At 46.0% G+C, this 26436-nt stretch carries 26 protein-coding genes, 1 pseudogene and 1 riboswitch; of the genes and pseudogenes, 16 read left to right on the top strand and 11 right to left on the bottom strand.

All coding sequences use genetic code 11. From position 1 onward, the window contains the following. Nucleotides 1-12: 12 nt before the first annotated feature. The 5 genes from rppB to dmeF all read left to right on the top strand — a co-directional run bounded on the left by rppB (nt 13) and on the right by dmeF (nt 7911). Entirely contained in the window at nt 13-1380 is a 1368-nt protein-coding gene (rppB, locus tag SYN6312_RS13315) for a two-component system sensor histidine kinase RppB (RefSeq protein WP_015125405.1), read from the top strand. Nucleotides 1381-1457: 77 nt separating this feature from the next. Further along, entirely contained in the window at nt 1458-3071 is a 1614-nt protein-coding gene (locus SYN6312_RS13320) for an efflux RND transporter periplasmic adaptor subunit (protein ID WP_015125406.1), read from the top strand. A 60-nt stretch (nt 3072-3131) separates the two neighbouring features. Then, complete coding sequence (locus SYN6312_RS13325) at nt 3132-6299, top strand: CusA/CzcA family heavy metal efflux RND transporter (protein WP_015125407.1); 3168 nt, start codon at nt 3132-3134, stop codon at nt 6297-6299. A gap of 45 nt (nt 6300-6344) precedes the next feature. Further along, nucleotides 6345-6851 (top strand): hypothetical protein, encoded by a 507-nt coding sequence (locus tag SYN6312_RS13330; protein WP_015125408.1) that lies wholly within the window; start codon nt 6345-6347, stop codon nt 6849-6851. A gap of 127 nt (nt 6852-6978) precedes the next feature. Beyond that, on the top strand, nt 6979-7911 hold the full coding sequence (gene dmeF, locus SYN6312_RS13335; protein WP_015125409.1) for a CDF family Co(II)/Ni(II) efflux transporter DmeF: 933 nt from the start codon (nt 6979-6981) through the stop codon (nt 7909-7911). Nucleotides 7912-7976: 65 nt separating this feature from the next. Here dmeF and SYN6312_RS13340 read toward each other — a convergent pair whose 3' ends face one another. From SYN6312_RS13340 to SYN6312_RS19070, 4 genes and pseudogenes are all read right to left on the bottom strand, one after another. Next, complete coding sequence (locus tag SYN6312_RS13340) at nt 7977-8183, bottom strand: hypothetical protein (RefSeq protein WP_015125410.1); 207 nt, start codon at nt 8181-8183, stop codon at nt 7977-7979. A 3-nt stretch (nt 8184-8186) separates the two neighbouring features. After that, a complete protein-coding gene (locus tag SYN6312_RS13345; RefSeq protein ID WP_041431567.1) occupies nt 8187-8660 on the bottom strand; it encodes a type II toxin-antitoxin system VapC family toxin in 474 nt (157 codons plus the stop codon). A 63-nt stretch (nt 8661-8723) separates the two neighbouring features. Continuing rightward, a complete protein-coding gene (locus SYN6312_RS13350) occupies nt 8724-10043 on the bottom strand; it encodes an Nramp family divalent metal transporter (RefSeq protein WP_015125412.1) in 1320 nt (439 codons plus the stop codon). 156 nt (nt 10044-10199) lie between these two features. Then, nucleotides 10200-10520, bottom strand: a pseudogene (locus SYN6312_RS19070) (YnfA family protein). Between the two features lie 10 nt (nt 10521-10530). Continuing rightward, a riboswitch (cobalamin riboswitch) is annotated at nt 10531-10675 on the top strand. On the opposite strand from SYN6312_RS19070, the gene SYN6312_RS19075 reads away from it, so the two are divergent. Then, nucleotides 10631-10885, top strand: coding sequence for a CbtB domain-containing protein (locus SYN6312_RS19075; protein WP_015125413.1), 255 nt, complete (start codon nt 10631-10633; stop codon nt 10883-10885). (Overlaps the previous riboswitch by 45 nt.) A 37-nt stretch (nt 10886-10922) precedes the next feature. Beyond that, entirely contained in the window at nt 10923-12053 is a 1131-nt protein-coding gene (locus SYN6312_RS13355; RefSeq protein WP_015125414.1) for a hypothetical protein, read from the top strand. Nucleotides 12054-12218: 165 nt separating this feature from the next. Here SYN6312_RS13355 and SYN6312_RS18420 read toward each other — a convergent pair whose 3' ends face one another. Then, on the bottom strand, nt 12219-12455 hold the full coding sequence (locus tag SYN6312_RS18420) for a hypothetical protein (protein WP_156804805.1): 237 nt from the start codon (nt 12453-12455) through the stop codon (nt 12219-12221). 7 nt (nt 12456-12462) lie between these two features. Beyond that, nucleotides 12463-12864 carry a helix-turn-helix transcriptional regulator gene (locus tag SYN6312_RS13365; protein WP_015125415.1) on the bottom strand — a complete coding sequence of 134 codons (402 nt, stop codon included), beginning with the start codon at nt 12862-12864 and terminating at the stop codon, nt 12463-12465. A gap of 158 nt (nt 12865-13022) precedes the next feature. On the opposite strand from SYN6312_RS13365, the gene SYN6312_RS13370 reads away from it, so the two are divergent. After that, entirely contained in the window at nt 13023-15218 is a 2196-nt protein-coding gene (locus SYN6312_RS13370; protein ID WP_015125416.1) for a heavy metal translocating P-type ATPase, read from the top strand. A gap of 113 nt (nt 15219-15331) precedes the next feature. On the opposite strand, the gene SYN6312_RS13375 is transcribed toward SYN6312_RS13370, so the two are convergent. After that, entirely contained in the window at nt 15332-15751 is a 420-nt protein-coding gene (locus tag SYN6312_RS13375; RefSeq protein ID WP_015125417.1) for a heavy metal-responsive transcriptional regulator, read from the bottom strand. Nucleotides 15752-15837: 86 nt separating this feature from the next. Here SYN6312_RS13375 and SYN6312_RS13380 point away from each other — a divergent pair, with 86 nt between their 5' ends. From SYN6312_RS13380 to SYN6312_RS13400, 5 genes are all read left to right on the top strand, one after another. Next, nucleotides 15838-16635: a MauE/DoxX family redox-associated membrane protein gene (locus tag SYN6312_RS13380; RefSeq protein WP_015125418.1), complete on the top strand. Its 798-nt coding sequence runs from the start codon at nt 15838-15840 to the stop codon at nt 16633-16635. Between the two features lie 330 nt (nt 16636-16965). Next, the gene (locus SYN6312_RS13385; RefSeq protein WP_041430865.1) at nt 16966-17406 is read left to right on the top strand and encodes a hypothetical protein; all 441 of its coding nucleotides are present in this window, start codon (nt 16966-16968) and stop codon (nt 17404-17406) included. Between the two features lie 79 nt (nt 17407-17485). Continuing rightward, entirely contained in the window at nt 17486-18178 is a 693-nt protein-coding gene (rppA, locus tag SYN6312_RS13390) for a two-component system response regulator RppA (protein ID WP_015125420.1), read from the top strand. 115 nt (nt 18179-18293) lie between these two features. After that, nucleotides 18294-18881 carry a DUF305 domain-containing protein gene (locus SYN6312_RS13395; protein ID WP_015125421.1) on the top strand — a complete coding sequence of 196 codons (588 nt, stop codon included), beginning with the start codon at nt 18294-18296 and terminating at the stop codon, nt 18879-18881. A 67-nt stretch (nt 18882-18948) separates the two neighbouring features. Beyond that, nucleotides 18949-19200, top strand: coding sequence for a hypothetical protein (locus SYN6312_RS13400; protein WP_041430866.1), 252 nt, complete (start codon nt 18949-18951; stop codon nt 19198-19200). Nucleotides 19201-19352: 152 nt separating this feature from the next. Here SYN6312_RS13400 and SYN6312_RS13405 read toward each other — a convergent pair whose 3' ends face one another. The 4 genes from SYN6312_RS13405 to SYN6312_RS13420 all read right to left on the bottom strand — a co-directional run bounded on the left by SYN6312_RS13405 (nt 19353) and on the right by SYN6312_RS13420 (nt 21716). Then, the gene (locus tag SYN6312_RS13405; protein WP_015125422.1) at nt 19353-19940 is read right to left on the bottom strand and encodes a hypothetical protein; all 588 of its coding nucleotides are present in this window, start codon (nt 19938-19940) and stop codon (nt 19353-19355) included. A gap of 390 nt (nt 19941-20330) precedes the next feature. After that, entirely contained in the window at nt 20331-20525 is a 195-nt protein-coding gene (locus tag SYN6312_RS13410; RefSeq protein ID WP_015125424.1) for a hypothetical protein, read from the bottom strand. 267 nt (nt 20526-20792) lie between these two features. Further along, the gene (locus tag SYN6312_RS13415) at nt 20793-21272 is read right to left on the bottom strand and encodes a hypothetical protein (RefSeq protein ID WP_015125425.1); all 480 of its coding nucleotides are present in this window, start codon (nt 21270-21272) and stop codon (nt 20793-20795) included. Nucleotides 21273-21317: 45 nt separating this feature from the next. Then, nucleotides 21318-21716 (bottom strand): DUF6876 family protein, encoded by a 399-nt coding sequence (locus tag SYN6312_RS13420; protein WP_015125426.1) that lies wholly within the window; start codon nt 21714-21716, stop codon nt 21318-21320. A gap of 468 nt (nt 21717-22184) precedes the next feature. Between SYN6312_RS13420 and SYN6312_RS13425 the strand changes: the two genes are divergently transcribed. The 3 genes from SYN6312_RS13425 (at nt 22185) to SYN6312_RS13435 (ending at nt 26435) form a co-directional block, all read left to right on the top strand. Then, entirely contained in the window at nt 22185-22739 is a 555-nt protein-coding gene (locus tag SYN6312_RS13425; protein WP_015125427.1) for a hypothetical protein, read from the top strand. A gap of 605 nt (nt 22740-23344) precedes the next feature. Then, nucleotides 23345-25297, top strand: a complete 1953-nt coding sequence (locus SYN6312_RS13430; protein ID WP_015125428.1) for an HAD hydrolase family protein — start codon at nt 23345-23347, stop codon at nt 25295-25297. A 7-nt stretch (nt 25298-25304) separates the two neighbouring features. Further along, complete coding sequence (locus SYN6312_RS13435) at nt 25305-26435, top strand: hypothetical protein (protein WP_015125429.1); 1131 nt, start codon at nt 25305-25307, stop codon at nt 26433-26435. Nucleotide 26436: the final 1 nt, after the last annotated feature.

Consider the following 26436-nt stretch of genomic DNA (forward strand, 5'->3'; position numbering starts at 1 on the left):
AACTAAATGCTAATGAGTGAGAAACAGTTATTTCGCCAAACAAAACTTAAACTTGCAGGATATTACACAACGGTTATGAGCCTAATCTTGGGCCTGTGTAGTGTTGCAGTTTATAAACTTGAAGCCTATAACCAGCAGGAATCTCTGCACCGTGAACTCGTCTCCATTGCCGGAACATTGCATGATGGTTTAGAGCCAGTTTTAACTCAACCCGGACAAATTGAGCCAGATGTAGAGCGACTAATCCCTAATCTTTGTATTGTTGTTAATCAATGCAATGCCTTAAGTCGAGTGCCTCGAATTCATGTTTTAAGTGTAATTAATCAAAGTGGTTATTATGTCAATTTTTGGGATTTATCTAAAACCCTAATTGCCACGACTCAGTTACACCTGAAATCCAGGGTGGAGCCACATACTGCTGTATCTTTTCTTACTAATCATCATGCAAACGTTTATGCCGTAACGTTACGACTAAAAACAGTTAAAGGCCAGGCCTGGGGCTATTTAGAAGTTGGTCGTAGCCTTGACCATTCCAAAGCCTATTTACATACATTATTGATCTTCTTGAGTATTGGCTACCCGATTGCAGTTCTGGGCATCGGCTTGGCAAGTTGGTGGTTAGCAGGAATTGCCATGCGACCTGTTACTGATTCCTACATCAAAATTCAGCAATTTACCGCTGATGCGGCCCATGAATTAAGAACGCCCATTGCTGCGATGCAAGCCACCTTGGAAACTGCTTTAATTGATGAGGCAAATACTAACCCAGAAAAACAAGGTATTTTTCAAACTCTCCATCGTCAAAACCTGCGACTGAATGGGTTAATTCAAGACCTGATGTTACTCACTCGCCTAGATTTGACTACAACGCCTTCTGATTTTCAACCCTGTAATCTAAATGTGATTCTTGCAGACCTGATTGAAGAATTTTCAGCGATGGCTTGGGAAAAATCTCTCCAGGTCAGGTTTAGTGCCACTAAAGAGTTAGAGGTTATGGGCCATGAAGATGATTTATATCGGCTGATGGGAAATCTAATTATTAATGCGATTCACTACAGCCGAGAACACGGTGAAATCCTTATTTCATTGCAAGAGCATAAACAGATGGCCCAGATCAACGTCACAGACCATGGCCCAGGGATTCCAGTAGCGGCTCAGGCTCGGATTTTTGAACGATTTTATCGGGTCAATCAAGATCGGTCACGGGCAACGGGGGGGACTGGACTGGGGTTGGCGATTGCTCAATCCATCGCTCAGTATCATCAGGGGCGGTTAAGTGTGGTCAGTCAGGTGGGTCTGGGGAGTACGTTTACCGTGGAGTTACCCTTGGCGCGTTCTTATCCCCTTAGTCCTGATAGCACTGTCTCCACGACTGCTTAATTTCATCTCTATTTCATAATCATCCATCAGACTCTTAGGTATTGCTTGTCCGCTTTGGTTTCATGGGAGAACATTAAATGCCTTTTTGGGTTAAAGCCCGATTACCTCATCAGTCCTTAGGTTTGGCCCTGATGACCCTGTTTCTGTTTTATCCCATTCCTGCTCTCAGTCATGGTGGGCATGGAGATGAGTTTGCTGAAAGTGAGGCGGCTCAGTCTGCGGCGGCGGTGAAGTTGGATGCAGAGGTCAAGCAACGGTTAGGGATAAAAGTCAGTCCCGTTGAGCAGAGAGTCTTGCCCTTGGGGATTCCTGTTACCGGAACCGTGGAAGCGCTGCCTAACCAAGCGGTTTCAGTTACGATGCCCGTTGGGGGAACGGTTGTTAAATTATTGGTCACCCCAGGCCAGGCCGTCAAAGCCGGACAACCCTTAGCGGTTATGAGCAGCCCCGAACTAGCCCAACTCAGTACCGAGGCCTTGGATCGCCAAAATGAAGCCATCGCCGCCGTCAACCAGGCCGAGGCCGATGTCCAACTAGCCCAAGAAAATTACCGCCAACAACAAATTATTTCGCAACAAGAGATCGCCGAAGCCCGCACGGCCTATGCTTTAGCCCAAGAAAGTAACGACCGAGATCAAGAGCTAGTGGTTGCTGGAGCCTTACCCCGCCGTCAATCCCTCACCTCCGCCAGTGAACTTGCCACTGCCAAAGCCAACCTGAGTCGGGCCGAAAGTCGTTTGAATGTTGCCACCGCTGCCACCCAACTCAAACAGGCCCAGGCCAGATTACAGGAGGCGCAACGCCAAGTCACCCTGAGTCAGCGCACCTACAAAACCCGTCTGCGGCAACTGGGAACACAAGCGAATGCCAATGGCACAATTACCATCACAGCCCCGATTTCAGGTGTAGTGACCTTACCTGATGCTGCCGATAGTCGCGCTGTCCGTTTGGGAGAGTCGCGTCAGGATGCCGGGGAACCGATTTTAACGGTAGTCAATACCTCACAGGTACAAGTGCGAGCAAATTTATATGAAAAGGATTTAGACCAGGTTGCAGTGGGCCAACGGGTTGAGGGGCAGGCGAGTAATTTACCGAATCAGCAATTCCAGGGGCGAGTCACAGTGATTGATCCGGTTGTGGCTGGAGATAGTCGGGCGGTGCCTGTCGTCGTTGAATTGAATAATGCTGCGGGGCAACTCCGGCCGGGAATGTTTGTCAATTTAGACATTCTCACCGGGGCCACGGCTAATCCAGTGCTGGTGGTACCAACCTCGGCCGTAGTCGAAACCAACGATAAACGCCAAATTGTGTTTGTCGAAAATGGAGCAGCCTATGAACCCGTGGAAATTGAAACTGGACGGCGTTCAGGAGACTGGATCGAAATTACCTCAGGGTTATTTGCCGGGGACTTGGTGGTGACGGAGCGGGCGAATCAGCTTTATACCCAATCGCTCCGGGGCAATAAAGGGCCAGCAGGTGAGGCTGAAGCTCATAGCGATGAGGCATTTCCCTGGTGGGTCTTTGTCTTTGCTGGGCTAGGCACGATTGGCATTGCCGGGGGAATGTTTTGGGCCGGCCTGGCCTGGGCAACTCGTCAAGAACGCCATAGAAACGCGCTCACCCCACCCGGCCTGTTACCGGGGTATGTCTCAGAAGAACCCCACATCTTAGAAGGCTCGCATCGGGAGTAATGGTTGGAGATTACCCCCTTCTTTGACTTCATAACGTTTTTGGAGCAGTGAGAGCGGACGATGCTCAATGGAATTTTGAAGTGGTCAATTGCCCAACGTTGGCTGGTGGTCATCGGGGCCATCATCGTGACGATTTTGGGGAGCTACAACCTCACCCAGATGCCCTTGGATGTCTTTCCCCAGTTTGCCCCACCGCAAGTGGAAATTCAAACGGAAGCGCCAGGCCTGGCCCCAGAAGAAGTGGAGTCCCTGGTGACATTACCGATTGAAAGTGCGATTAACGGCACACCCGGCATTGAAACTGTGCGCTCTTCCTCGGCGGTGGGGATTTCAGTGGTTCGAGCAATTTTTAGTTGGGATACAGATGTTTACCGGGCCCGGCAGCTAGTCACAGAACGCCTGCAACAGGCCCAAACGAAGTTACCCGCAGGCGTTGAAACCCCAGCTATCTCGCCCATTTCCTCTCCGATTGGGACAATTCTGATGTACGCCCTGACGGTGAAAAATGAGGACGGAGCTACTCCAACAACTGATTTGATGGAAGTCCGCCGCCTGGTGGATCGCACCATCACGAATCAACTCTTGGCAGTTCCAGGAGTCTCCAATGTCCTGACCTATGGGGGAGATATTCGCCAATATCAAGTTTTAGTAGATCCAGCTAAACTCCAGGCCTTTGATGTTTCCCTGGACGATGTGACGCTGGCGGCCGAACAAGCCAATCTCAACGGCGCGGGGGGATTTTTGATCGGCCCAGACCAGGAAGAAATTATTCGGGGCATTGGGCGGATTGAGAGCCTGGAAGATTTAGCTAACTCGGTGATTACTTCTCGCAATGGTGTCCCGATTCGGTTAGGGGATGTCGCTCAAGTCCAAATTGGGGCGGCCTTGGCCCGAGGGGATGGCAGTGTCAATGGGCAACGAGCAGTCGTTATGGTGATTGATAAGCAACCCCAGGCCGATACCCCGACCGTGACACGGGATGTTGAACGGACAATGGCTGCCATCAAAGCCGGTTTACCTGAGGATGTGGAGGTGATTGAGACCTTTCGCCAGGAAAATTTTATTGCCGCTGCAACTGATAATGTGCGGGATTCTTTGCGTGACGGGATCATTATTGTCTCGGTGGTGATGCTTCTCTTTCTGATGAATTGGCGAACAGCGGTGATTACCCTCAGTGCCATTCCCCTCTCCGTCTTAATTGGTTTGTTGATCCTGAATGGCCTGGGGCAAGGGATTAACACGATGACCTTAGGGGGCTTGGCCGTCGCCATTGGTTCGGTGGTGGATGACTCGATTGTGGATATGGAGAACTGCTATCGGGGGCTGCGGGAAAACCAGGCCCAGGGCAATCCCAAACACCCGCTGCAAGTGGTTTATGACACCTCGGTCGAAGTCCGCACCAGTGTGATTTTTTCCACCGTGATTATTGTGGTTGTCTTTGCCCCCATTTTTACCCTAACTGGGGTGGAAGGGCGGATTTTTGCCCCGATGGGAGTCGCTTACCTTGTCTCGATTTTGGCTTCCACATTTGTGGCAATGACGCTTTCCCCAGCCCTGTGTGCCTTTCTCTTAGCTCCCCGGCAACTTCCGAGTGATGAAACATGGGTGAGTGCTTTTTCGCAACGGTTTTATCGTCCCCTGCTCAATCTTGCGATTCACAAGCCCAAACGAATTCTCTACATTGCCTTGGGCCTATTTCTGGCGGCGATGCTGATTTTGCCAATGCTGGGGCGGGTCTTTTTGCCAGAGTTTCAAGAGCGTTCCCTGGTCAATGCCATGTTGCTCTATCCCGGCAGTTCTCTAGAAGCGACTAATCGGGTTGGCCTGGCCATGCAAGATGCGCTCAAGGATGATCCCAGATTTCGCTCGGTGCAGTTGCGGGCCGGTCGTGCGCCTGGGGATAGCGATGCTGGTGGGGTAAATCTAGGCCATTTAGATGTGGAACTCAGCGATTTGGGGATTAAAGACCGAGAAGGTAGTATTGAGACGATTCGGGAAGAGTTTAATAAACTACCTGGTGTTGCACCCAATATTGGTGGTTTTATCTCCCATCGGATGGACGAGGTACTGTCCGGGGTGCGGAGTGCTATTGCCGTCAAAATTTTTGGCCCTGACCTCAACCAATTGCGGCAAATTGGACAAGACGTAGAAGCTGCGATGCGAGATATTCCTGGCCTGGTGGATTTACAACTGGAACCGCAAGTCCCGATTCGGCAAGTCCAAATCCAGTTTGATCGGGCCCAGGCCAGTCGCTATGGCTTAACTGTGGGGCAATTAGCCGAAACCATTGAAACAGCCTTTAACGGGCGGGTAGTCTCCCAGGTCTTACAGGAGCAGCAGCTTTTTGATTTAGTCGTTTGGCTGCAACCGGAAGCCCGTAACAATATCGAGACGTTTCGGAACTTGCTGATTTCAACCCCAACGGGTAGCAAAATCCCTCTTGCCCAAGTCGCGCAAGTGAATTACGACACCGGCCCCAACACCATCAATCGGGAAAATGTCTCTCGTTTGTTAGTCGTTTCCAGTAATGTTTCAGGACGGGATTTACGTTCAGCGGTGAATGAGATTCAAGCCAAGATTGCTGAAACCGTCACCGTCCCCAGTGGCTATGTGATTCAATACGGTGGCCAATTTGAATCGGAAGAGCGGGCAACCCAAAACTTGATCCTCTACGGGGGCCTGGCAATTGTCATCATTGCAATTTTGATGTACTTCGCCGTTAAATCTATCCCGGCCATGCTGATGATCATGATTAATTTGCCCCTGGCGTTGGCGGGGGGGGTGTTTGCCATTGCCGTGACAGGAGCGGTGATTTCTGTTTCGTCTCTGGTGGGCTTTGTTACCTTATTTGGGGTGGCAGTGCGGAATGGCTTGCTATTGGTGGATAACTACAACCAAAAGTTTGCCTTGGGCTTGCCTCTGAAACAGGTGATTGCGGCAGGTTCGATGGAACGCTTGGTGGCCATTTTGATGACGGCTTTGACTTCGGCGTTGGGGATGTTGCCCTTGGCCTGGGGAACGGGGGCGGGGAAAGAAGTGCTGCAACCCTTGGCGATTGTGGTGCTGGGGGGGCTGTTCACCTCCACGGCCTTAACCTTGCTGGTGTTACCGGCCCTCTATGCCCAGTTTGGTCGCTACTTCCTGCCCAAAACTGCGCTGGAACCTGAACTAGAGGAGTTTAACCCACCAGGCCCAGGCGAGCCGCTGAACGTTAGTCAAGTGCCCTAATTTTCTCAATAATCACCCTATTTAATTTTTGTGAGGAACGACATCATGCAAGTCAAAATTTTATCGGTAATTATGGTCATGGGCTTGGCTTTCATCTTTAGTGCCTGTGGTGGCAGTTCGGACACAACCAGTTCATCTCCATCTCCAGCTAGTCCGTCCCCAGAAATGTCTAGCCCTAGTCCCACGCCCTCAATGGAAGCCAACAATTCAGTCACGAATGCTGAACCCTCAGATGGTCATGGCGAAGGGGGACAAGTGGTTGAGACAGGTAAGTATCATTTGGAGTTGCTGGTCGGGAGAGAACCGGCCGGTTTGCACATTGATTTTTTTGTCCAACAGGGCCTGGATCATGCTCCGGTTGCAGGTGCAAAAGTTGTCGGTCAGTTGCAACTCCCTGATGGCAGCCAGAAAACCTTGGACTTTCAATACAGTGATACCGATAAACACTACACGGCTTACCTGACAGATGCACCTGCGGGAGAATATCGTTTGGTTGTTCTCTCGGATATTCAAGGGGAAAAAGTCAACGGCCGGTTTACCTTTACACCCTAATATCCAAGCTAGAAATGTTCCTGATTCTGCAATTCCAACGCGAGTAATGAGTTCATAATTAGGTACATTAAATATCACCACATTCATCTGCTTGTAGATTATCTCCACTCTCTGTACAGAAATTACTATGCACATCAATACTCTTGAAAAATGGCAACATCTTCACAGTTTTTCCATTAATCACAATCAGGCAGAGAAAAACACTAAAATTGTGCTTCTCCTCACAGCAGTAACAATGATTGCCGAGATTATTGCTGGTACAGTCTTTGGTTCACTAGCCCTACTCGCTGATGGTTGGCACATGGCCACACATGCTGGAGCTTTCGGAATTGCAGTGTTTGCCTATCAATATGCCCGGAAAAATGCTAACAATCCAAAATATACCTTTGGTACTGGTAAAGTCAGTGTTTTGGGAGGGTTTACGAGCGCGATTGTGCTTGCAGTTATCGCTCTTGCCATTGCGGTGGAGTCATCTGTTCGTTTGTTTCAGCCTCAAACTATCCAATTCAATGAAGCCATTTATGTCGCTTTTGTTGGATTAGTCGTCAATCTGACTAGTGCTTTTCTGTTGCAAGATAATCACGATCATTCCCACGATCATCATCACCATGACCATAATCTTCGTGCTGCCTATATTCATGTTTTAGCAGATGCACTAACTTCTATTTTTGCCAGTTTTGCCCTATTATCCGGGAAGTTTTTAGGTTGGATTTGGATGGATGCAGTTATGGGTTTAGTTGGAGCATTAGTCATTGCACGATGGGCATATGGCCTGGTTCGTGAAACGGGTTCTATCTTATTGGATGGAGCTATTGATAAACAAATAAAGCTGGATATTATAAGTGCAGTTGAGCAAGATGCTGACAATCGTATCACCGATTTGCACATTTGGAAGCTCAGCGAAAATCATTTGGCAGCCACAATATCTCTTGTAACTCATTATCCTCAGAATCCTGACTATTACAAGAGTTTAATTAATCACATTCCGTCTCTTTATCATGTGCTTGTTGAAGTTAATCACTGTCCTGGTGAACCCTGCCTAGAACTACACACAGTCTAATAGTTCAATGGCAAGAGATTTTTACTAAGTGGTGAAAAAATTAATGGCCGCTTTACCTTTACGCCTTAATGCTCAGAATGGGATTCATCCTTGATCCGTCCACTCCAACGGCTTGCTGCCCCAGGCCGGCGCGATAGGTTCACCACTTCTCGGCCACTTACAGCCTCTTTTTTGCGTAGGTCAGCAAATATTGCCGTCAAATCATTATTCAAGGATTTTGCATAGTCTTCTCGAATTTTGTGAATCTCAGCCACAATTTCATCTGTCCACATCAGCTAATCTCCCATTAATTCGTTGGGTGTGCAAAGAATTGGCAGGACATAGCCAAAAGCGAGACTAATTTCTGCCAACTTTCCTTGAATTTGTGCATTGGCGATATGCTTGCAATTCCACGTTAACAAATAGTCCATGCCGTGAATAGTTGCAGCCGCTATATGAATTACATCTACTTTTGCTTTGGCGGGAAGGCTACTTAGAGCAAGAAAGTGAACTGCTAAATCCTCAACCGCTTTGTTTAACGATGGGAGTGGAATATTTCGCAAAATTGCCAGTCTTTGGGGTGCAATGAGAGGATCGCCCTGGGCTACTTCATCCAAAACAGCTTCCGAGGTGTAGAGAGAAAAATCACTTCGGCGCAGTTCCCACCAATCTTTTGTAAGCTCCATGTTTGCAGCTAGGATTAGATTTTTCGTAGATCTCGCTGTGAGATAGCCCAAAATACTGGTTTCAATATACACAGTCTCACTGATGGTACTCTGGCTTAATGTCATGGCTTCCTACTCCAGATCATGGAGACACTGTAGCGATGTGACTTAAACGTTGAGCCAACCCATAATTGTTTGTACAAGTAGCCAAATATTTAGCGCAACAATGATGGTCGCAACTGCCCAAGCCACAACTTTCAACCACTTAGGATTGACAAACTCACCCATCAAGCAGCGATCGCTAGTAAACATCACTAGTGGAATTACTGCAAATGAAAGCTGTAAACTCAATATCACCTGGCTGAAAACGAGCAACTGCCCCGTACTTTGCTCACCCAAAAACACGATCGCAATCAAAGCCGGAATAATTGCTAGCAAGCGAGTGGCTAACCGCCGCAACCAGGCTGGCAGGCGAAATCTCAAAAAGCCTTCCATTACAATCTGTCCTGCCAAAGTTGCTGTCAATGTCGAGCTTTGACCAGAAGCCAGCAACGCTAATCCAAAAATGGCGCTGGCAGCACTGACACCGAGCAGAGGAGATAGCAGCTTATAAGCATCCTGAATCTCGGCGACTTCGTGATAACCAGAGAAATGAAAAGTCGCTGCGGCAACAATTAGAATGGCAGAGTTGATGAACAGGGCAAAAGACAACGCAACCGTAGAATCAATCGTGCCAAACTTAATCGCCTCCCATTTCTTTTGGGGTGTAGGTTGCCAGGAGCGAGTCTGAACGATCGATGAATGAAGATACAGGTTGTGCGGCATCACTGTTGCACCCAAAATTCCAATCGCAATGTAAAGCATCCCTGGGTTTCGCAAAATTTCCGGATTCGGCAAGTAGCCCTGTAAAATTCCGCCCACATCAGGACGAGAGAATAAAATTTCTGCGCCAAAACACACGCCAACGATTGCCACCAGCATAATGATGAGCACTTCTACATAGCGAAAGCCTTTGCCTTGAAGGAATAGCAACGCTAGCACATCCAGTGCAGTGAGGCACACGCCCCACAGTAACGGAATGCCAAACAGCAGTTGCAGGGCGATCGCACTTCCCAATAACTCAGCTAAATCACAGGCAGCAATGGCAATCTCACACAACACCCACAGCATGAAGCTGACACGCGGACTGAAGTAGTCTCGACAAGCCTGGGCTAAATCTTTTCCAGTGGCAACACCTAACCGCACACACAGCGATTGCAGCAAAATTGCCATTAGGTTTGAGAGCAGAATCACGCTCAACAAGGTGTAGCCAAAGCGTGAGCCGCCTGCAATGTCGGTAGCCCAGTTACCAGGATCCATATACCCGACAGAAACAAGGTAGCCCGGTCCCGCAAATGCCAACATCTTGCGCCAAAAGCCTTTAGCAGCAGGAATCGAGATACTGCGGTGAACCTCGGGCAAACTAGGGGGACGATCGGAGAGTGCCATTGTTATAGTCTTTTCATAATCCTTTCATTATTAACCGTATTACCTTCTACGCTCAGAAAGCCTTTAGGAAAGTTCATGCTTCCAGGGAGCGATTCAATGAGAACAGAGTCTGAGAAGGACGGCTTCTCAAGCTTGAATCAGGATTAACGAATGGAATTAAGTTCTGGGGGCGTACATGATGACCAAGACACCAACTAAAGCAATTGCGGCTCCAAGCCAGTCCATACGATCAGGCATCATGTTGTCCACTTTCCATCCCCAGATGATAGAGAGAATAATGAAAATTCCACCATAGGCAACGTAGGCTCATCTAAAGTTGGCAGGTTGAAGCGTTGCCACAAATCCATAGGCAGTGAGTAAAAGTGCCCCAACCAATGCCAACCAGCCGCTTTTGCCTTCCCGTACCCACAGCCAAACCAGGTATCCGCCCCCGATTTCACACAAGCCTGCCATGACAAAATAAAGCAGCGATCGCAAAAGTGGTGTATTCTCAACTTGTTGTGTCGGTTCTACCGGGGAGCAGCCGTTAGACGCAAGGGGGAAAGAGCAGTGCAAATCTGTCGCTGTCCCGCAACTGTGAGGAGAGAATGACGCTCCAAGCCAGGATGCCCGCCGATATCCTAGTCCGTGAGTCAATCTATCTGCGAGGTACAGATATGGTCAGTTCAACTTCTCTTTGGCAGCGCACTCAGCAAGTTACGCTTTCAGTTCCAGTTCAGGCGGCTTTGTTGACTAGCCTATGTGCGCTTATTATTTGGACACTGTATTTCAGCACTTACCCACCCGTGCATGATGCCCTGCACAGCACTCGACACAACACCGCAGCGGTTGCTTGCCATTAGGGTCATTACAGCGTCATCCAGATTTAGCAGGCTAATCATGAAAAACTTAAAGTATGTTGGTCTGGCTCTCTCAGCTAGCCTGATTTGTGTCGTCCTCTGGTTTCATCCCCTTCCTTCCCATGCCGCTCAGCCCAGTGTTCAGTTCCAAACTGAGCCGCCTTTGAGTCAAGCCGTTCCCGATGGAACCCCGATTCGGGTTGCATTACAAGCCGTTGATGCGATCGGACAGCCCTTGTCCAACGCACAGTTTCAATTGCAACTGTTAACCCCTGCAAAAACGCCCTGGTTTACCTCTGATTTTCCGATCGTAGAGGGAACTCAACTGCTTGAACTGAGTGCAAAAGCTCCGAGCGGCAAACTAGAGTTTGAGCAAGTGATGCCAATTCGGGGGAATTATGCTTTGAAAGTTCAAGTGGCTCCTCTTGTCACAGGTGCGTTTGAGCCATTCGAGCAGTCATTGCAGCTTTCAGTGCCCGAAAGATTTGTAAAGTATAGAAATGCTACTATTTTGATTGGCATTTTGATCTTTGCTGGAGTCGGGAGTGGCTTAATCATCGGAGGAAGGCAGATAGTTCAAGCTGGTGAAATTGCGCCTCAACCCGTAAGGTTATTGCTCAGTGCTGCTACCGTTGTTGCAATTGCGGTTCTCTTGTTTGTCAATATCAGTGCAGAATTTATGTCTGCTCATGATCATGGAGAGACCCAAGCCGCAATGAGTCCATCGGTGCAACGTTCGCAGGATCTGGAAATTCGTTTATCAGGGGATCAGCAAGCCATGGTTGGGCAGCTCTCAAGCCAAACTATTCAGGTTGTTAACACAACAACTGGAAATCCTGAAGCAAATGTTATTGTCAACGCAAAAGCAATTGCCCTTGAGGACAATAAACAGATATTTGGTTATCAGGGTGAAACTGACGCTCAAGGCAAAATAACTTGGAATGAGCAGTTTTTTGATGGTGCACCTCATCAGGTTGTTGCGGAGATTGTATCAGCCAGCAGCGCAATGCTACCGGTCAGCCACGAAGTGGAAGTAGAAGGAATTGCGCCTCCGCTCTCTACTCGGTTGATTTCACTTGTCTACTACACTGGAATTTTTGTTCTAAGTTTGTTAGCTGGCATTTGGTTTCATCGATGTTCTTCTCGATCCGTTAGCTTGTTTAGTCGCTAAAGTTGAACGCTGAATAATGTTCTTTAAGTTTCGCCGTTCCAATCTCTTGCTGTTCGTCATGCTCAACGTTGGGATGATTAAAATAGTGATAATGAATTAGCAGAGATGACCGTATCAAAACTAGCATCATCGAAGGGTAGGGCAGTGACAGAAGCAAGTTAAAAATCAACATTGGAATAAGACTGAAATATCCACACTGACTATCTGTTGACTTGGATTTTCCCCTAAGATTAACCGTTCAAACTCTCCAGTTCCACACGCGACATCTAGCACTTTGTCTGTTGGAGAGAGCCTTGACCAACTTCTGAGAAATTCCAGCGTGCCAGAGACATAACTGCTCCAGCGTTGGTCATACACAGTTGCTAGTTGGTTGTATTGCTTACGAACTTGAGCTTCAGTCATGTTTTCGTTACTCCGTTTCATTCAGATGCGCTGCTACCTCTCGATACAGGTTGACCACATGGAGATCGGCAAGGCTGTAATGAACATTGCGTCCTTCTTTGCGATATTTCACCAAACGCTGCGATCTCAAAACACGAAGCTGATGAGACACTGCAGATTCACTCATCTTCAGCGCGGTAGCTAAGTCACAAACGCATAACTCCTGAGTTGCCAACACTGAAAGTAAGCGTAATCGAGTGGGGTCGGCTAAGGTGCCAAAAAATTCTGCCATTTGCTGTGCCCGATCCAACGGCAGCATGTCTGGCTGCACTTGCCGAATCTGATCCAGATGGACTGGGCAATGCTGCTCACATTGCGGCACTTCTGCATTATCGGGAGCAAACTCTACATCCTGAGTGGGTTTGGTCATGAAGTTGATCTTTGGATGAGCTAGTAATGCTTTCAGCCTCATTATAGAGGTGAAACTGAGAATCATTTTATATATGAATAATCATTCATATATTTGCCGAAATTGATCTACAATTTGGAAAACCCTCCGGTTGCGGGCAATTACTGTAGGCAATGACTATGACTCAAACGCCATCGCTCAAAACTCAGCAGATGCAGGTCGACGGCATGGACTGTATAGGCTGCAAGATGAAAATAGAAGGGAGCCTGGAACGGCTGGGAGGGGTAACAGAGGCAGCGGTGACGGTGGCAACCGGGCGATTAGTTGTAACCTACGACCCAGAACAGGTCAACGAAGCCGCAATTCAAGACCGGATCAAATCTCTGGGCTACACCCTTAAAACAACCGCAAGACTTCAGCACAATCCTGGTGCAGATCACTCTCACGCTGAAGGACACTCTCACGAAGAGCCGGATACAGATGATGGGCACGAGCATGGTCACAATCACCGCTCTGGTGAATTTAAGCTGAAGCAAGAACTGCCACCCGTCCTGATTGCGATTGCCCTGTTTGCTATTGCCATTATTTTTAAGCAGCCCTTACACAACACACCCTACAACTCTGCTGAATTTGCAGTGATTATTCCTGCCTACCTGTTGAGTGGCTGGAACGTGCTCAAAACGGCGGGACGTAATATTCTGCGAGGGCAGGTTTTTGACGAAAACTTTTTAATGACAATCGCCACCTTGGGCGCACTAGCGATTCATCAGCTACCCGAAGCTGTTGCCGTGATGCTATTCTTTCGGGTTGGAGAGCTATTTCAGGAATACTCGGTGGGGCGATCACGTCGTTCCATCAGAGCTTTACTGGAAGTGCGTCCCGATACTGCGAATCTAAAACTGAATGGCATAGTTCGACAGGTTTCGCCAGAAAGGGTGAAGGTTGGAGACCTGGTTCTAGTGAAGCCCGGTGAAAAAATACCGCTGGATGGGGAGATTTTAGAAGGAAGATCGCAGGTGGATACCTCAGCCCTGACTGGAGAGTCTGTTCCGCGCACGGTAAAACCAGGAGACTCGATCCTTGGGGGTATGATTAACCAATCCGGTATGCTGACTATTCGAGTGACTAAGCTGTTTGGTGAATCCTCAATTGCGAAAATTCTCGATTTAGTTGAAAATGCATCTAACAAAAAGGCATCTACTGAGAAATTTATTACTAAATTTGCCCGTTACTACACCCCGATAGTTGTATTTCTCTCATTAGTTGTTGCTCTGTTGCCACCGTTATTTATTCCTGGTGCAGATCGTTCTGATTGGGTTTATCGTGCTCTAGTATTGTTGGTTATCTCTTGTCCCTGTGGATTGGTCATTAGCATTCCGCTAGGCTATTTTGGTGGGATTGGAGGAGCGGCCACGCGAGGAATTTTAGTCAAGGGTTCTATCTTTTTGGATTCCCTTACAGAGGTTAAAACTGTTGTGTTTGATAAGACTGGAACCTTAACGAAAGGTACGTTCAATGTTACTCGGATCGTTACTAAGAATGGTTTTTCTGAAGCTGAATTGCTAAGACTAGCCGCAAATGCAGAATCTCATTCTAACCACCCAGTCGGGTTGTCGATTCGGGAGACTTACGCCCAACCGATCGCGGACTCTAAAGTGACGAACTATGAAGAGATCGCAGGCCATGGAATTCGCGCCATTGTGGAAAATCATGTGGTGATTGCTGGTAACGATCGCCTCCTACATCGAGAAAATATCAAACATGATACCTGTAATGTGGCAGGTACGGTGGTTCATTTAGCTGTTGATGGATGTTACGCCGGATATATTCTGATTGCTGATGAGGTCAAAGCTGATGCAGCTCAAGCCATCAGAGACTTAAGGCGTATGGGAGTTGAAAAGATCGTGATGTTGACGGGAGATAACCAGGTGGTTGCCCAATCCGTTGCCCATCAACTTGGTTTAGATGCATTTGTTGCTGAACTACTACCGGAAGGAAAAGTCTATGAAATCGAGAAATTGCTAGATCAAGCTGGGAAAAAGAAACTTGCGTTTGTGGGAGATGGCATCAATGACGCGCCTGTAATTGCCAGAGCTGACATTGGCATAGCAATGGGAGGACTGGGGTCGGATGCTGCCATTGAGACAGCCGATGTGGTGTTAATGACAGATGATCCTTCAAAGGTGGCAGAGGCTATCAAAGTTGCCCAGAAGACCCGCCAAATTGTTGTGCAGAATATTGTGATAGCGCTAATGATTAAAGCAATCTTTATTGGATTAGGCAGCATTGGATTAGCAACGCTTTGGGAAGCTGTGTTCGCGGATGTTGGTGTGGCAGTATTCGCTATTTTCAATGCCTCGCGAGTTTTGAAATAGAGTAAAGCTTTGATTTAATTTATCTGCCCAAACAAGTCAACCTTTATTCATTCGGGTAAATAAACCTTCCCTGATGTTGTCCTGACTCACTGCCATAGCTCCATTATTCCTATTTAGGGAGTAACTGTGTCAATCAGCGGACAAATTTCAGCGTCAGTCAGTTTGGGTGTGATGCTTTGCCACTGGGTTTGATAAGTCTCTAGTTCCTGCTTGAAGGTCTGCATTTGTGAAATTTGGGTGTTAAGTTGTTGGATTTTCTTGGCCAGTAAACTCTGCACCATCTCACAGGGTAATTCCCCCCGGTCTCGAACATTGAGAATTTGGCGAATTTCATCCAAGGCTAAACCTAGGGCCTGGGCTTTTTTGACAAAGAGAACTTGGGAAATAACCTCTGGAGAGTAGTACCGATAACCATTATCACCTCGTTTGGCCGGACCAATTAAACCCAGAGTTTCGTAGTAGCGCAGAGTTGGGATAGATACGCCCGATTGTTTGGCCACATCGCCAATTTTCAGAGGTGAACGACTCATCATCAAAAATATCCTAAAAAACACTTGACTCTCAAGTCTGCTTTAGACTTTAACATAAAACTATGTTGAATTCATTAGGAGTCAAGACGATGAACTTAGAGCGCAGACAAACCACAGTAAAAGTCTATCGGATGTCAATGCCTGACCATGAGTGTCCTTGGGGAGTAAAAGCGGTTGCATTACTCAATGACAACAACATTCCGTTTGAGGATATTCGCTTGTCAACTAAAGCCGAAGTAGAAGAGTTCAAGACCCTGCACCAGGTTAAAACCACGCCGCAAATCTTCTGGGATGGAACTCGCATTGGGGGTTATACGGATTTAGCGGCCTATTTAGAGGTGCAAGCCCAGGCCCCGGAGTATTCCTACACCCCTGTGATTGCCTTGTTTTCGACTGCAGGGCTAATGGCCGTAGCAACTTCCCTTGGGTTTACTGGGTTTATGGGGATTGCCCTGTCGATGCTGGCTTCCTTAAAGTTGATGGATATAGATGCGTTTGCCGAGAGTTTTGCCAAATACGACCTGATTACGAAACGCTGTAAACCCTATGGAAAAGTTTATCCGTTTATCGAGTTATTTATTGGCCTGGGGATTTTATCGGGCCTGGCTCCAATGGCGACAGGTGTGGGGGCTTTGGTGGTTGGGGTTAGTGGTGGAATTTCTGTGTTTAAGGCAGTTTTTATTGATAAGTTAGCCTTAAATTGTGCTTGTGTGGGTGGTAATTCTAAAGCACCTCTTGGCCTGGTCAGTTTTGCCGAAAATGCGATTATGGCTTTGATGGGAGTCATGTTGCTAGCTTCTCCTGGCGAGCCTGAATTAGTAAAGACCCCAACCTTAAATCAACTTCTGGGAACGGAAATGGCATTGATTCAAGAGTATTCTCGTTAGCATCCAATACTCTGATTTCATCTTAATTTCATGATCATTACTCAGAATTGGAATCAGGGCTATAGCAGTCCGTCTTCATTTGTGAGAGTAATTGATCATCACAGGCCTTAACAAGGAACAGCCCTTCGCTAAAACTAGAAACTTTCAGGGAGATATAATTCCGCCCTAATCTCACAATTTATTACTGTTTACTATATAACTTGATTCATGAAATTTCATCATCATTTCATAATGACACTCTAAGCTTATATCTAAGAGCCAGAATAGAAATTCTGTTCTTGTAATTGCTAACTTGCTCTAAAAGGATTAACCATGAATGTTTTCAGGTATATGATGATTGCTTTACTATCATTGGGTTTATTTCCTCAGCCTTCTTTTTCTAAGAATTTATTGCCGAATATTCAAGAGGCTTATGCCAATCCTAATAGTACAGGCACTGTCTTTTCTAATTATTATATTTTGATCAATATTGGTCACGGTAATATTGAAGCATTGTCAATGACAATTCCCAAAAAATTGGGTGTGATAAATGGCATTAGTGTTATTGATGAAGCTGGAAATAAGGTTGAGATGAGCTATACTATTGACAATTATCTAGTTCGACTAAGTTTTGATAAACCTGTTCATCAAGAAAACTTAAAAATTGTTTTAAAATCTGTAAAAGACTCAAATATCAATGCTCGTTCCTGGTTTTTTTATCTTTCCGCAAAGTTGCGCGGTGAGTCTGACTTTATTCCCTTTGGTACAGCTCGAATTAATACCTATGATTAGATGTCTTTGGTAAAATTTTCGAGAAATCTTCTGGTATTTTAACTGGAGGGTTTTTTAGCTTCCGTTTACTATATTGGTTATGCGAATACTTTTGGTCGAAGATGAATCAGATTTAGGGGCAGCAGTTCAAAAGGCTTTGACTCAAGCAAACTATATTGTGGATTGGGTTCAGGATGGCAACCAGGCCTGGGGCTTCTTAGGGAACCATTGGACTCATTACTCGCTTGGCATCTTTGATTGGTTATTACCAGGTCTAACAGGAATTGAACTCTGTCAACGGTTACGAGCTAACCAAAATCCTCTCCCCATCTTGATTCTGACTGCAAAGGATAAAATTAGTGACCGGGTAGCTGGCCTGGATGCAGGGGCGGATGATTATCTCGTTAAACCCTTTGGAATGGAGGAACTTTTAGCGCGTTTGCGGGCTTTACACCGTCGTTCTCCCCAGTTGCAAGCTAATACATTAACTGTTGGCAGCATTACCTTAGACTATGGCACAGCTAATTTAATCATTCAGAACACGGAAGCTGATTCGGTCAGGATTCCTCTGACGGCTAAAGAATTTCAACTGATCGAATATTTCATGAAACATCCCCAGCAAATTCTCAGCAGTGAAAAAATTAAAAATCAACTGTGGGCGATTGCTTCTGAGTCCACCAGTAATGTTGTTGCGGCCCAAGTTCGGATTCTGCGCCGTAAATTAGCAGACCATGGACTGACTAATCCGATTGAGACCGTCTATGGCCTGGGATATCGCTTTGATCCGGCATGAATCCAAAGGCTTATTACCCGTTCTTTGAATGCAAGATGACCCACTCTCAATTTCATCTTGATTTCATGATGTTTGGTCAGACTAGAAGTAGGAAAGTAAACAGGAGAGGACTTGTATGCGTCATCAACTATGGATTTATGGCTTGGCTGGGCTTATTCTTACGGGGTCTGCGGCGGCGGTAACAGTGGCGTATCAAAGTCAATCATCCAGTGTCGTCGCTCAACGTCCGATGCAAATGGGTTGGACTGATCAAGGATTTATCGAAATGATGATTCCGCATCACCAAGATGCCATTGATATGGCCGAGCTTGCCTTAAAAAAAGCTCAACACCCAGAACTCAAAACGCTGGCTCAGAGCATTATCCAGGATCAAGAGCGTGAAATTAACGAAATGAAGACCTGGTATCAACAGTGGTTTGGCCGGGCTGTTCCACCCCTATCCACTCAGGGCTTGATGGGAATGCACCAGGAACACGGGATGATGGCGATGGATTTGGCAGCCTTAGAAACTGCACAGAACTTTGATCGTGAATTTATTCGTCAGATGATTCCCCACCACCAAATGGCTGTGATGATGGCCAGCAACCTCAAAACCAACACTAATCGTCCGGAAATGGAAAAACTCGCTGACGATATTATTCGTTCTCAAAGCGCAGAGATTAAGCAAATGAAGCAATGGTATCAGGCCTGGTATAGCCATTAAAGATAATGGATTTCCCTCCCTCACTGGGGCTTAGGTAACCTGAAGAACTGTGTACACACCCGCCAAAATGCCCATTGATAGACGCAAATACCCAAAAAACTGGAAGTCCATTGCCCATACCATCAAGCACAATGCCAACTGGACGTGCCAAGATTGTGGGCGGCCATGCCGCCCACCAGGCGTTCCCTGGAAAGTCTTTATTCACTGGCTCTGTGACTATCCCGACAAACGCTGGATCAAAGATACACTCCAAAATGACCGGAAAATGGTACAACGCTTCACGTTAACGGTGGCCACCTCAACGCTAGCTCTTTCTTGACAGGCGTTTCAAGGACGTTTAATGACTGCCCTGTGTAAGGTTCTATATGCAGGGGCAACTTTCCATCTACTGATACTATCTCGTTTGGTTGGTATTGCTCAATGCCACAAGAGTTAAATTCATCCATAGCCGTCAAATAAATATTTGATTTACTATATCAGCTTTGATTTCAGATTCAGTGGATTTGCTTGCATAAATGGTTCTTTCCAGTTAGAGCCAATGATCTGGTTTCCACGCTTGAGGATGGTTAGGTATTTTCTGAGGTCGTATTTTCCTTTCTGGGTCATGGTTTGCATCCGGCCATCGTGGATGAAGTTATGGCAAGCGTGGCAGAGCGCAGCCATTTCAATGAGTTTTACTTCTCCGGTTTGGTAGTTAATGTCATAGATTTCGTGAGCTTCTAGCCATTGCCGATATCTGGCTCTGGATTGATGGATGCCGCAAGCATGGCAGTGGTAATCTTGTGCGGCATAGGCTTTTTTGCGGGTTTCGTCCCACCACTTTTGGCCTTTGATGGTGCGTGGGGCGAGGCTGTGCAGAGGTTTGGGAATATTGGGATGCAGTAGCAGTTCTTTACGGCCTTGCTCCAGGTTTTCATGCTCTAATTTTATTTCGATGCTCTCCATCAGTCGTTCTGCATTTTTCTTGAGTAGTTCTAGTCCGGTGGTTAATTTGGGTGTTCGGGGTTGGATTGGGGCGGCTGGCCCAAATGCACTGTAGTATTCTGAAACTTTGATCATGGCTTTTCTCTAAGGTTTGCCATTCCGTAGGTTTTCTGAAGTCTGCCATAAAAAAAGCCCCCCCTTCGGGAGGCTCTCTTTTTGCTAGTCGAGTTGCTCTAAGAACCAGTCGTATTCTTCTATGGTGATCAGATAGTTGGAGTACAGATACTCAACATCTTCAAGAATTGCACTGAGTTCTTCTTTCGATAAGTTTTGAGGCATAGGTTCTACCTATCAGGACGCAGAACCTGGACAGGACGGTTGTCGGCTTACGGATTCTTTGGGTTTGGGTATAAACCCTTAGAATCCGTTAGCGGCAAGCGAGGCTTCAGCCATGAGGATTAAATGGGGGGTAGCCCGTAGGGGGGAACCGTTTATGCCGCAATGCTGGAACGACACTTGCCGTTTTTAACTGACAGCCGCGCCTGTAAGATTGAGAACCCTGGTAGGACGATCCAATTCCTTCTCTTTCACTTTCACTTCTGAAACATTGGGAAATAGTTGCGTCACGATCCGAATCGCTTCTCCGGTGTTGACGGCACAGATTTCTGGCGTTTTAATCGTTTTCCTGTTTTCTTTTGCTTGGGCAGTAAATACTTTCATGCTTCCTCCTTTGTTCTAGGGGAACGTTAGTAATTATAGTCCAGACTTTAAGCTCTATGCAGCTTTAGCTCTTTTTTAGATTTTGGCTAAGTTGCTTAAACTTTTTTTGGATTTGTCGTTTACGGGCGACTCCGCCTCGACCTTTACTATTTCGGCGTGGCCCGCTACGGGGTGATTCGTGCTTTTTTAGTTTGGTGAAGTCTTCCATTTTTTTGCTCCAATTTGTAAAGGGAAAGGGAGCTTAATGCTCCCCCCCAGGTTGTTTGTTTAGCGGCGGGTCAACTGGATTGCCTCAGCGAGTAAGGTATTGGCGATGTTGATCGTGGCGATGTTGGTGGCTTTACCGCTGAGGTTGCTGGTCAGGGCGTTAGCGATGGTCAAGCAATGTTCGTAGATCGGAAACAGTTCATTGATTGCTTCGACAACAGCTTCTTTCTTTTGCAAGGAGGGCTTATTGCCTTCAGCGATCCGCCATTTGCCGTTGGACAGTTGCACTACATCAATGATGTCGTCCCGTTTGAGGTTGACGTAGGGTTCCTTCCCTTCTTCAAACCAGACGACATCTTCGATGCTTGGGTCTTCCAATGCCTGGAATTTGATGTTTTGGCTATTGCCGTATTCAGACGTGAATACTTTATTGGCGGGAAAGATGACCCGTGCTTGGATTACGCCTTTATGTCGCGGTTGAACAACATTGTAGGTGTTGGTTTGGGTTTCGGTTTCTGGACGTTCAGTAGTCATCACCATAAGTTAGATTTCCTCGTTTGAGAACACTTTAGCCGAAGGACAGAGTTAATATTCGCTTGGGAGTAAAATAACCCGTTGATTACCGTCTTTGCACACGAACAGTTTTAATTCGTCCAGTGGTGTATCAGTAAAAGGAATGGATTGTTTTACGAGGTTTGGCTTCCCTGTATCTTCTTGACAGGTTACAACCGCCTTCGTTCCATCCCGTTTTAATGTCCAAACTTGGAAGTCTAGCTTTTTCAACTTCGGGTATCCCTGGTAACTGGCGATTAGCGTTAGCAGCCAGTAGTGGCCAGGTTCGGCATCGCCCAATGCTTTTGTACCATCGGTGAGTAACATCCCTTTCCCGAAGCGATACCATTGAGTTGTTCCGTGAAATTGTCCGAGTTCTTTTTTCAGTTCCTCGCAAGCCTTTTGTTTTTCTTTTTCTATTGTTTCGACCATTTTTAATTCCTTTAACTTCGTTCTTCCGTAGGACGGTTGATTTTGTTGTTTGTTCTAGGGGCAATAAACTACCCCTAGAACAACTTTTATGAATGGCTATTGCGAGGCTGTGAAGCAGCCGAGTCTTTTATTTGGGTTTGGGGTGCCGGGGGTTGCGAGGGGAGTAAGGGAGCAAGGCGACTGCACGGACTGAAGCAAGGGCGGCATTTTATTGACCTGACCATTTTCCTGATCTTAAGAAAATGGTCAGAACTGGTTTTAACCGTTGCGAACAGAGTGAGCCGCGACCATCGGGAGCCGCTATATTAAGGCGGCATTAGCAGCCTGGGTGGGGTGCCGGGGCGTAAGTTCGCCAGAACTTGAAGGGGCGGCATGGGCCTGGGAAAGTGATTAGTCCGGTCGGACTTCCGGGCGGAAATGTTATTATTCGGCATAGTTTGTTAATGTTTCCGGTCGTAGAGGTGATGTATGGCGTTGGATCGGTTGCCTGTTGCTCAGGCACAGTCGGTTGTTGGTTTAAGTAAATCTCGGTTTTACGAAGCGATGAAGGAACTATCGATCCGGCCGATTCGGGTGGGTCGTGCTTCGTTTTTGACCATGGATGATATTGAGCGGTTGTCTAACTTTCGGCAATGGATACGACAGTATGGGTCGCCTAATGGCTTTCCTGGTCTTGTGGTTGAAGGGAGTCAGAGTAATGGGAATGGGTATGTGGAGAATGGCAATGGTAACGGCCATGGCCATGGTGAGTTAGTGAGTGAGAGTGGGCTAATAGATCAGCCTGATCTTTCGCTTTCCGGTTCGGAGCTTTTGTCTATTCCAGGCTTTAAGGCCCTGTTTGTTTTGGAGTATGCGTATCAGCGGCGGTGGTGGCTAACCACATCGCAGCTATCCGAGATATTGGGATTTGCCCGGACATGGTTTCGGTCTGAAACCTTTGTGATTCATGGGTTTGCGCTCACTCGCCGGATGAAGTTGGGAACTCAGTATCAGTGGCAGATTGGGAAGGTTTGCCCGGATTAACGCAGGTTGTATGTTCATCAATTGGAATTCTATTCCACAGCTTTTGAGCACTCGTTTCCCTCTGAGTTACGACTACAGCAGCAACTACTTTTCTGGTTGATTTCTCAAAAGCGATCCAAGGCCATTACTGATGATCTATACGACCCACAAACGACCATAGTTCATCACATTCCAGGATTAACTGAGACTTTTTGGCGCAGTAACATCTATGATTTGTACAGTGTAGATAGCCTGCCGATTAACATAGTTTTTGAGCCAGGCTTCAGACATGCCAGTAGCGCGATCTATATCGGCTAAAGGCTCTAGCTATAGCTTATCAATTCGCCCTTTGGTTTCATTGGAGATATATTTCTTAGTTGGTTTCAGAACAAACTGACAATGACATTGATGACAACAATATCTTTGCTTACCATCATTATAAGTTCCTTCATACTTAATCACTTTTGTTGATGAACAATCATGGCAGCTAATCATGAAAAGTTTCTTGGCAATCACAACTATTTCAGGTATAATTAAGCATCAATGAGATTGACACTACCCTAATGTTGAAGCAACTAAAAAACTCAACTATAGTAAAATAAATTACTTTGAACAGGGAGCCTCTTTTGGGAAAGCCTTACAGTACTGAACTGAAGCAATTAGAAGACACCTATGCAGCCGCCATATCTTTGAATATTGATCATTTGTGTACTGCTGTTGCAGCATCAGCTTCTCTACCTCTACTAGCTGTTGGTTCAGGAGGTTCGCTCACTGCAGCTCATTTCATGAGTACCCTTCATCAGCGTTTTGCTGGAAAAATCGCAAAAGTTGTAACACCACTCGAACTTATTGTGGCTGCTCCTGTAACTAGAGAGATTGCTGTTTGGTGTTTAAGTGCTGGGGGTAGCAACCCTGATATTAAAGCTGCTTTTCAGACAGCAGTTCTTCGTGAACCTAAACAGTTATTTGCAATATGTACAAAAACCGGAAGTCCACTTTCACATTTGGTTTCTAAACATCATTACACAGGTATATTCGAGTTTGATCTGCCATCTCAAAAAGATGGCTTCTTGGCTACGAATTCATTACTTGCCTTTTTTGTGCTTCTTGCCAGGGCGTATCACCGGGTTTTCACAGTTGATAATGAACTCCCAGAGAGTCTGTCCGGACTTATTTATCAAGGGTCTACAGCAGATGAGTTTAAAATGAGAATTGAACAGAAATGCTTTCCGTTATGGGAACGTAGATCACTAACTTTGCTCTATAGCATCCCAACTCAGTCAGCAGCAGTTGATATTGAGTCTAAATTTGTTGAAGCAGCACTTGGTGATGTTCAGCATTCAGATTATCGCAATTTTGCTCATGGTAGACATTACTGGCTTGCTAAACGTGGAAATGATACGGCTGTACTTTCACTAGGATCGGATAGTGAAAGGGAGCTTATACAAGCTACACTTCAGCTGCTTCCACCAGATATACCTGTAGTAAAGCTACATTTCACTGGTGGGGATACAGCTGTAGCTATTAAGTCTCTAGTGGCGTGTCTTTATGTAGTTGGTTCTGCTGGAAAGCAGAGAGGAATTGATCCAGGTCGTCCAGGAGTTCCTTTATTTGGACAGCGTCTCTATCATCTTCGGGCGCTAGGAACACCTTCGATAATATTTGGTGGAACAGTTGATGCATGTGAAACTGCAATAATACGAAAAACTGGCACACTCCCTAATGTTCTTGCGGCACAAGGGCAATTAGAGTTTTGGTATAATGCCTATCAAGATTTTATTCAAAAACTACAGTCCGTCTCATTTTCTACAGTAGTCTTTGATTATGATGGAACCTTATGTGATGAACGTGACCGATTTGGAAGTCCAGAAAAAAATATAGCTAAAGAAATTTCACGTTTACTCAGGGCAGGAATTATTATTGGAATTGCAACAGGTCGAGGTAAGTCCGTCAAAAAGGCACTCCGTGAAATAATTCCGAACCGATACTGGAAACATGTAATTGTAGGCTGCTATAACGGAGCAGACTGTGGGCTTTTGAGCGATGACAACCATCCTAATACGATGGAAAAACCTTGTCATGAGCTAGGAGTCCTAGCAAAAGTATTTCAATCTAACTTGAAACTTGTTCAATTAGCAGATCTTACAGTTAGAAGTAAACAGATCACAGTCGAGCCTAAACAAGTCTTATGGTCGGAAACAGTTATATCCCTTATTAATCAGATAGTTTATGAGACTAATTCTTCTGGGGCAAGGCTAGTGACTTCTAGCCGCTCAATCGATGTATTAGGACCAGGAGTCTCTAAACGTACAGTTGTCGAGAAAGCTCGTGAGCTTTCTGGTGAAATACTAAATCCTCAAGCATTATGTATTGGAGATCGTGGAAAATGGCCTGGAAATGACTTTGATTTGCTTAGCGAACTATTTTCACTGAGTGTAGATGAGACTTCGTCTGACTCAGAGACCTGCTGGAACCTAGCACCAGCAGGATATCGAGGTGCGCAAGCAACGTTGGGCTATCTGAGGAGCCTGCAGGTTAAAGACGATGGTTTACATTTTGATCTAACTCAAATTAGGTAAAGAAGCTATGAAAGATGAGCTAGCTGAACGTCTTTTAGCATCAGTCATGGGATGGGCAGCGGAAGATGTGGCACAAGAACGTCCTTTACTACAAGCAATGGCAGCCTATAAATATGACGAGTATGGACAGTTTTCACCTGGGATGCGGTTTGTTGAAAGTTTGGCTCTCTGGCTTCAACAGTTTTCTGACGACGACAGAAAACTGGCTTACGGTTTTGTAAAGCAGAAATTAATATTTTGCTCTAGAAAGGAGATGGAGCATTTAGTATCAATGGCATATCCAGATATCATTCGACCAATCTTACTGGATTACACAGCAAAGAAACTTGGCATTCCCAATAGATATATCTCTAAAATTGCAGCCAGTAAAGAGTTTAAAATTCTTCAGAGACGATGTTTATTTCTTGGGTTAAGTGATGGTGCACATACAGATCTATTTCGTCGAAGCAATCCAGAGCTGAGTCATGAACAAATATGGCAAGCATATGAAATATCTCCTGACAAGGCAGAAGATATGCTTAAGGACCTATCGAAAGATTTAGAAGAGAAGCTCAAGCGCAAACCGACACGAGATGAATCCTGTTTTCAAATGGTTTTTCTTCTGGATGACTTTTCAGCTAGTGGACTAAGCTACCTGAGGAAAGAAGATAAAAGTGAGAAATTCAAAGGTAAAATTGCTAAGTTTTATGGGCAACTTAATATGCGGGAATCAGATGAGTCTGACCATACAAAATATTTTCTATATAGAAATAATTTATATATTTATCTTGTTCTTTATATGGCAACGCAGCAAGCTTATTCACATTTAAATGAAATCTCAAATGCCTTCTTTGTAGATAAGCCGATTCAATGGGGGCTTAAAGTCGTTCAACAGCTTTCAGATCAAGTACCGTTAAATGACATAAAAGACTCATCATTCTTAGCACTAATAGATAAAGATTCCTACTATGACTCTAATGTTGAAAATAAGCATACACAAGTAGGTGGTAATACTGTTAAACGCGGTTTTGCTGACTGTAGTCTTCCCTTAGTCCTTAGCCACAACACCCCAAATAATTCTATATTCTTACTCTGGTCTGATCCTGAGATGTATAAAGTTAGAGGGCTATTTCCCAGAGTTAGTAGGCATCGGAGTTAGT

The organism is Synechococcus sp. PCC 6312, from assembly GCF_000316685.1.
GTDB lineage: Bacteria > Cyanobacteriota > Cyanobacteriia > Thermosynechococcales > Thermosynechococcaceae > Pseudocalidococcus.

Coding starts and splice junctions, on each gene's coding strand:
- SYN6312_RS13420 (WP_015125426.1), bottom strand. CDS start 21,716: ATGGTCGAAACAATAGAAAAAGAAAAACAAAAGGCTTGCGAGGAACTG.
- rppB (WP_015125405.1), top strand. CDS start 13: ATGAGTGAGAAACAGTTATTTCGCCAAACAAAACTTAAACTTGCAGGA.
- SYN6312_RS13370 (WP_015125416.1), top strand. CDS start 13,023: ATGACTCAAACGCCATCGCTCAAAACTCAGCAGATGCAGGTCGACGGC.
- SYN6312_RS13375 (WP_015125417.1), bottom strand. CDS start 15,751: ATGATGAGTCGTTCACCTCTGAAAATTGGCGATGTGGCCAAACAATCG.
- SYN6312_RS13405 (WP_015125422.1), bottom strand. CDS start 19,940: ATGATCAAAGTTTCAGAATACTACAGTGCATTTGGGCCAGCCGCCCCA.
- SYN6312_RS13395 (WP_015125421.1), top strand. CDS start 18,294: ATGCGTCATCAACTATGGATTTATGGCTTGGCTGGGCTTATTCTTACG.
- SYN6312_RS13425 (WP_015125427.1), top strand. CDS start 22,185: ATGGCGTTGGATCGGTTGCCTGTTGCTCAGGCACAGTCGGTTGTTGGT.
- SYN6312_RS13325 (WP_015125407.1), top strand. CDS start 3,132: ATGCTCAATGGAATTTTGAAGTGGTCAATTGCCCAACGTTGGCTGGTG.
- SYN6312_RS13435 (WP_015125429.1), top strand. CDS start 25,305: ATGAAAGATGAGCTAGCTGAACGTCTTTTAGCATCAGTCATGGGATGG.
- SYN6312_RS13400 (WP_041430866.1), top strand. CDS start 18,949: ATGCCCATTGATAGACGCAAATACCCAAAAAACTGGAAGTCCATTGCC.
- dmeF (WP_015125409.1), top strand. CDS start 6,979: ATGCACATCAATACTCTTGAAAAATGGCAACATCTTCACAGTTTTTCC.
- SYN6312_RS13355 (WP_015125414.1), top strand. CDS start 10,923: ATGAAAAACTTAAAGTATGTTGGTCTGGCTCTCTCAGCTAGCCTGATT.
- SYN6312_RS13380 (WP_015125418.1), top strand. CDS start 15,838: ATGAACTTAGAGCGCAGACAAACCACAGTAAAAGTCTATCGGATGTCA.
- SYN6312_RS19075 (WP_015125413.1), top strand. CDS start 10,631: ATGACGCTCCAAGCCAGGATGCCCGCCGATATCCTAGTCCGTGAGTCA.
- SYN6312_RS13410 (WP_015125424.1), bottom strand. CDS start 20,525: ATGAAAGTATTTACTGCCCAAGCAAAAGAAAACAGGAAAACGATTAAA.
- SYN6312_RS18420 (WP_156804805.1), bottom strand. CDS start 12,455: ATGACTGAAGCTCAAGTTCGTAAGCAATACAACCAACTAGCAACTGTG.
- SYN6312_RS13385 (WP_041430865.1), top strand. CDS start 16,966: ATGATGATTGCTTTACTATCATTGGGTTTATTTCCTCAGCCTTCTTTT.
- SYN6312_RS13320 (WP_015125406.1), top strand. CDS start 1,458: ATGCCTTTTTGGGTTAAAGCCCGATTACCTCATCAGTCCTTAGGTTTG.
- SYN6312_RS13350 (WP_015125412.1), bottom strand. CDS start 10,043: ATGGCACTCTCCGATCGTCCCCCTAGTTTGCCCGAGGTTCACCGCAGT.
- SYN6312_RS13415 (WP_015125425.1), bottom strand. CDS start 21,272: ATGGTGATGACTACTGAACGTCCAGAAACCGAAACCCAAACCAACACC.
- rppA (WP_015125420.1), top strand. CDS start 17,486: ATGCGAATACTTTTGGTCGAAGATGAATCAGATTTAGGGGCAGCAGTT.
- SYN6312_RS13340 (WP_015125410.1), bottom strand. CDS start 8,183: ATGTGGACAGATGAAATTGTGGCTGAGATTCACAAAATTCGAGAAGAC.
- SYN6312_RS13365 (WP_015125415.1), bottom strand. CDS start 12,864: ATGACCAAACCCACTCAGGATGTAGAGTTTGCTCCCGATAATGCAGAA.
- SYN6312_RS13330 (WP_015125408.1), top strand. CDS start 6,345: ATGCAAGTCAAAATTTTATCGGTAATTATGGTCATGGGCTTGGCTTTC.